We start from the raw sequence: 5,082 nt of genomic DNA, 5'->3' as shown, positions 1-5,082 counted from the left end.
GTTATAAACGATTATAAACACTTATATACATAAATGATATGTGGAAGGAGGCAAAATAGTTGAATATAATTATAAGTAACTCTTCGGCAGTACCTCTTTATGAACAAATTCAAAATCAAATAAAATCACAAATTTTAAGTGGAGATTTATCTAGTGAGGAATTACTACCATCAATAAGATCTTTAGCTAAAGAACTTAAGGTAAGCATAATAACTACGAAAAGGGCATATGAAGAGTTGGAGAAGGAAGGCTACATAATAACTGTTGCAGGTAAGGGCAGCTATGTATGTAGTCAAAGTACAGAAAGATTAAAAGAAGCAGCTCTCTTTGAAATGGAGAGCAAGTTGGAGGAAATAATTCTAGTAGCTAAGAAGATGGGAATAGCTCAAGGTGAGTTTATAGAAATTATTAAAAGTATTTATGAGGAGGTTTAAAAAATGAATGCAATTGAAATTAAAAATTTAAGAAAAGATTTTGATAGTTTTTCTTTAAAAATAGAAGATTTGAAAATTCCAGAAGGTTTTGTAACAGGCTTTATTGGTCCAAATGGATCTGGTAAAACAACTACAATAAAATTAATATTAAATATGTTAAGTAAAGATAGTGGAAGCATTAAATTGTTTGGAAAAGAATATAAAAATGATGAGTTATCATTAAAAGAGTACTTAGGAGTAGTAGGAGAATTTAATGGTTATTTGCAAGAATCAAAGTTAAGTAGAATAAAAAGTTCTCTTTGTATGTTTTATAAAAATTGGGATGAAAAACTTTATAAAAGATACATGGAAGAATTTGGATTAAATGAAAACAAGGTTTACAAAGAATTATCTAAAGGTCAACAAAAGAAATTTGAAATAGTAATGACACTGTCTCATCATCCTAAAATAATAATAATGGATGAGCCTACAGCAAATCTTGACCCTTTAGTAAGAAATGAAGTGCTAGAAATGTTACAAGAAAGAATTGAAAAAGACAATGCCACAGTATTTTTCTCAACACATATAACTAGTGATTTAGATAAAATAGGAGATTATTTAGTTTTTATTTATAAAGGTGAAATTTTCTTGGATGGTGACAAAGATAGTATCTTACAAAATCATGTTATAGTAAAAGGGAAAAATGAATTATTACAAAAGGATACAGAAAATGTATTTATATCAGTAAATAAGACTAGCTTTGGATTTGAAGGCTTAGTGAAAAATAAAGAAAAAGCTTATGAATTATTTGGCGAAGAAGTAGTTTATGATAAACCTAATTTAGAAGATATATTAACTTATTATACAAGGGGGAATAAGTAATGAGAAATATAATGAATTTAGTAAATTTAAGTTTTAATAATTTTCTTTCAATAAAGAAGATGGCCTTATTTATTATGGTTGTTTTTGGAGTTGCATCTTTAGTTAATCCTGGTTTTTCATCAATGCTAGTGGGAATGATAACTTATGTTATAGCATATCAAACAATGGCGTATGAAGATTCATATGGAATAGATCACATGATTGCTCACTTACCAGTAACAAAAAATGAATATGTTATATCTAGATATATTTTTGGTATAATAACTATTGTTGGAGCAGGTATATTATGTTCTTTAATATTTTTTATATCTAAAAAAATGAATTTAGTTGATTTAACAGGAATTGATTATAAAATAATTTTATATATGGGTATAATAAGTGCGGTGGTTTTAATATCAATTTTAATTCCTGTATTATTATATTTCGGAATGAAAAAAGGTAGAATGGCAATAATACTTATATTTATGGTTATAGTAATGATACCGTCTTTAGTTATTAATGATATTGAAACAGCTATGAATATATTAAATAAATTAAGTGAAATGAATATTAATCTTCTTAGCGGAGTGTTAACGATAGTAATATTGCTTATATCATACTTTATAACTAGATTTTTATATGAAAAAAAAGAAATAATTTAATATGAAAATAGCATGATAAACTTGTTAACAAATTTATCATGCTATTTTTTATATAACAAATTATTAATTTAAGCAACTTTATTATCATCATCTTCATCTGATTGTTTTTGTGCTATAGAGTAAAGAGGTAGTCCGATTAAAGTAATAAGGACGCCGCCTAAAGAAATTACAGTATTTTCTATACCTGCAAATAATAATTGATTAATTACAACAAATAATCCACCAGCTATAGCTATTAGCGGTACAACTGGATATAATGGAACTTTATATGGCCTATTTAATTCTGGTTGTCTATTTCTAAGTAAAATAACACCTATAAATGTTAGTACATAGAAAGACCAAATTGCAAACATGGATAAATCAGTTAATAAGTTAAACTGTCCAGAAAGTGCATAAAGGGCAGATAAGACACCTATTACTATTGTTGCATTTCCAGGGACACCACTATTATTCAATGAACCATAGTATTTATATCCAGGTATAGATTTTTGCTGACCTAAAGTATAAAGAATTCTAGGGCCAGTTAATAAGTAGCCGTTAATACAACCAAATACAGAAATAAGAATTCCTGCAGTTATAATTTTACCACCCATAGGTCCAAATATAACTTCCGCTACTGCAGAAGCTGGAGAAGCATAATTTGCTAATTCATTTGCTGGTAATACCCATAAGTAAGCTAAGTTTATTACTATATAAACAACCATAACAAAGGATAAACCACCAACTATTGCCCTTGGTAAATCTTTTCCTGGATTTTTCATTTCACCAGCTATGGCACCAACATTAATCCATCCATCATAAGCAAATAAGATAGCAATTAATAATTGGCCTATAACAGAGCCTGTAGACACACCAGGACCTACTAAAGGAGAAGTTATAGGATTGTCACCACCACCCTTTATAAAACCAAAAATAATTATTAATATAAGAGGGATTAATTTACATATTGTAGCAATCGTTTGGATAAGGCCAGTAGTTTTAGAACTTAGAGTATTTAAAATACTAATAAGCAAAATTACGCCTAAAGTTATGGGAACTACTAAACTTTCGTTTCCAATAAGACCTGCACTTTGGCTACCAAACATAACTGCAAGGGCGGCAATAGTTGCAGGAAAAAATAAAACAGATTGCATCCATCCTGTTAAAACACCAAATTTTTTACCGTAAATTTCTTCGATGTAAACCATCATACCACCAGTTTTTGGTATGGCAGCAGAAATTTCTGCTGCAGTTAATCCAGCAGCTATTGTTATAACTCCAGCTACAACCCAGGCTATCATTCCAAGTCCAGGTGCTCCTCCAGTTAAGGTATAAACTGCTTGAGGTTTGAAAAATACACCACCACCAATAACCATACCTACAACAGTAGATAAAGCGGCAGCAAGACCTAAATTTTTTTGTAATTTTTGACTCATAATTTAAATTTCCTTTCAAAAAATTATCTAAATAAAAAATTATAAATTCAACTACATAAAGACGATTTGTAGTATTATTAATTACAAGGGAATCTAACCTTGAATTATATATTAATATTTGTAAAAGGAAATTTTTTATGTATTTATCAAAAATTTAAATTTATATACTAAAAAAGCTCCTCCAAAGATTATGAAGAAGCTCTTAGATTTTATTATGCTATTTTGTCTAAGTCATTATGGTTTTCTTCTTTTGCAGCTTGCTTTTGAGCTATGCTGTAAAGAGGTAAACCTATTAAAGTAACTACAACTCCACCTAAAGATACTAATGTATTAGTCATACCAGCGAATAATAATTGATTTAATACAACGAATAATCCACCAGCTATTGCTATTAATGGTATTATTGGATACATAGGAACTTTGTATGGTCTGTGTAAGTCTGGTTGTTTCTTTCTAAGTATTATAACACCTATGAAAGTTAAAACGTAGAATGACCATACAGCAAACATTGATAAGTCACTTAATAAGTTGAATTGTCCAGATAATGCATATAATGAAGATAATACACCCATTATTAATGTAGCATTAGCAGGAACATCATTTCTATTTAAAGCACCTACTGTTTTGTATCCTGGTATAGATTTTTGTTGTCCTAAAGTATATAAAACTCTTGGTCCAGTCAATAAATAACCATTTATACATCCGAATACTGATATTAATATACCTACAGTAACAACTTTACCACCCATATCACCAAATATTACAGTTGCAACAGCAGAAGCTGGGTTAGCAAATTGAGCTATTTCGTTAGCTGGTAATACCCATAAATAAGCTAAGTTTATTGCTATATAAACAGCCATAGTTATTGATAAACCACCAACTATTGCCTTTGGTAAATCTTTTCCTGGATTTTTCATTTCACCAGCTATGGCACCAACATTAATCCATCCATCATAAGCAAATAATATTGCTATTAAAACTTGTCCGATTACAGACATTGGAGATAAACCTTCAGCAACTATTGGAGTAGTTATTGGGTTAGCTCCACTTCCTTTAATGAAACCAAATACTATTATTATAACTAGTGGAACTAATTTAGCAACTGTAGCTACAGTTTGTATTATACCTGAAGTTTTAGAACCAAAAGTATTTAAAACACTTATGAATAATACTGTACAAATAGTTATTGGTATAATAAGGTTTTCGTTTAAACCAAGTAATAAAACAGTTTGGTTACCAAACATAACAGCTATTGCAGCTATTGTTGCAGGGAAGAATAAAACTGATTGCATCCAACCTGTTAACATTCCTAATTTTTTTCCGTATATTTCTTCAATGTAAACCATCATACCGCCAGTTTTAGGTATTGCAGCTGAAACTTCTGCAGCAGTTAAACCAGCAGTTATTGTAAGTATACCAGCAATAACCCAAGCTAAAATACCAAGACCTGGTGCTCCTCCTGTTAATGTATAAACCGCTTGTGGTTTAAAGAATACTCCACCACCGATTACCATACCTATAACTGTAGATAATGCAGCAGCAAGTCCTAAGTTTTTTTGTAATTTTTGACTCATAATTACGATTTCCTTTCCAATATTAATTTTTAAGTAAGTTGATTATTTTTGCTTTTTCTTGAAAAGCTTATCCGTAAATAATACTTTCTTATTATATAATTTTATAACTAAGATAACAATACTTTTTTTTTACATATAATAAAAATTTTTTAAGTGG

General features: G+C 29.3%; 5 protein-coding genes. 3 read left to right on the top strand and 2 right to left on the bottom strand.

Features of this window, described 5'->3' with window-relative positions; translation table 11 throughout:
* Nucleotides 1-59: 59 nt before the first annotated feature.
* Genes NSA58_RS15985 through NSA58_RS15975 form a run of 3 tightly spaced genes read left to right on the top strand, consistent with a single transcriptional unit; the run spans nt 60 to nt 1,936 of the window.
* Nucleotides 60-434, top strand: coding sequence for a GntR family transcriptional regulator (locus NSA58_RS15985; protein WP_039681457.1), 375 nt, complete (start codon nt 60-62; stop codon nt 432-434).
* 3 nt (nt 435-437) lie between these two features.
* The gene (locus NSA58_RS15980) at nt 438-1,295 is read left to right on the top strand and encodes an ABC transporter ATP-binding protein (protein WP_074429847.1); all 858 of its coding nucleotides are present in this window, start codon (nt 438-440) and stop codon (nt 1,293-1,295) included.
* Nucleotides 1,295-1,936: an ABC-2 transporter permease gene (locus NSA58_RS15975; protein WP_039681459.1), complete on the top strand. Its 642-nt coding sequence runs from the start codon at nt 1,295-1,297 to the stop codon at nt 1,934-1,936. The genes NSA58_RS15980 and NSA58_RS15975 overlap by 1 nt, the downstream gene beginning before the upstream one ends.
* 68 nt (nt 1,937-2,004) lie before the next feature.
* Here the strand turns inward: NSA58_RS15975 and NSA58_RS15970 are convergent, their stop codons facing one another.
* Nucleotides 2,005-3,351, bottom strand: coding sequence for an APC family permease (locus NSA58_RS15970; RefSeq protein WP_039681460.1), 1,347 nt, complete (start codon nt 3,349-3,351; stop codon nt 2,005-2,007).
* A 212-nt stretch (nt 3,352-3,563) separates the two neighbouring features.
* Nucleotides 3,564-4,925: an APC family permease gene (locus NSA58_RS15965; RefSeq protein ID WP_039681461.1), complete on the bottom strand. Its 1,362-nt coding sequence runs from the start codon at nt 4,923-4,925 to the stop codon at nt 3,564-3,566.
* Nucleotides 4,926-5,082 lie beyond the last annotated feature (157 nt).

The sequence above is a fragment of the Terrisporobacter muris genome (assembly GCF_024621905.1).
Classification (GTDB): Bacteria; Bacillota; Clostridia; order Peptostreptococcales; family Peptostreptococcaceae; genus Terrisporobacter; species Terrisporobacter muris.
Note: the sequence above shows the minus strand (reverse complement) of the source record. Positions and strands in the feature narration are given on the sequence as shown.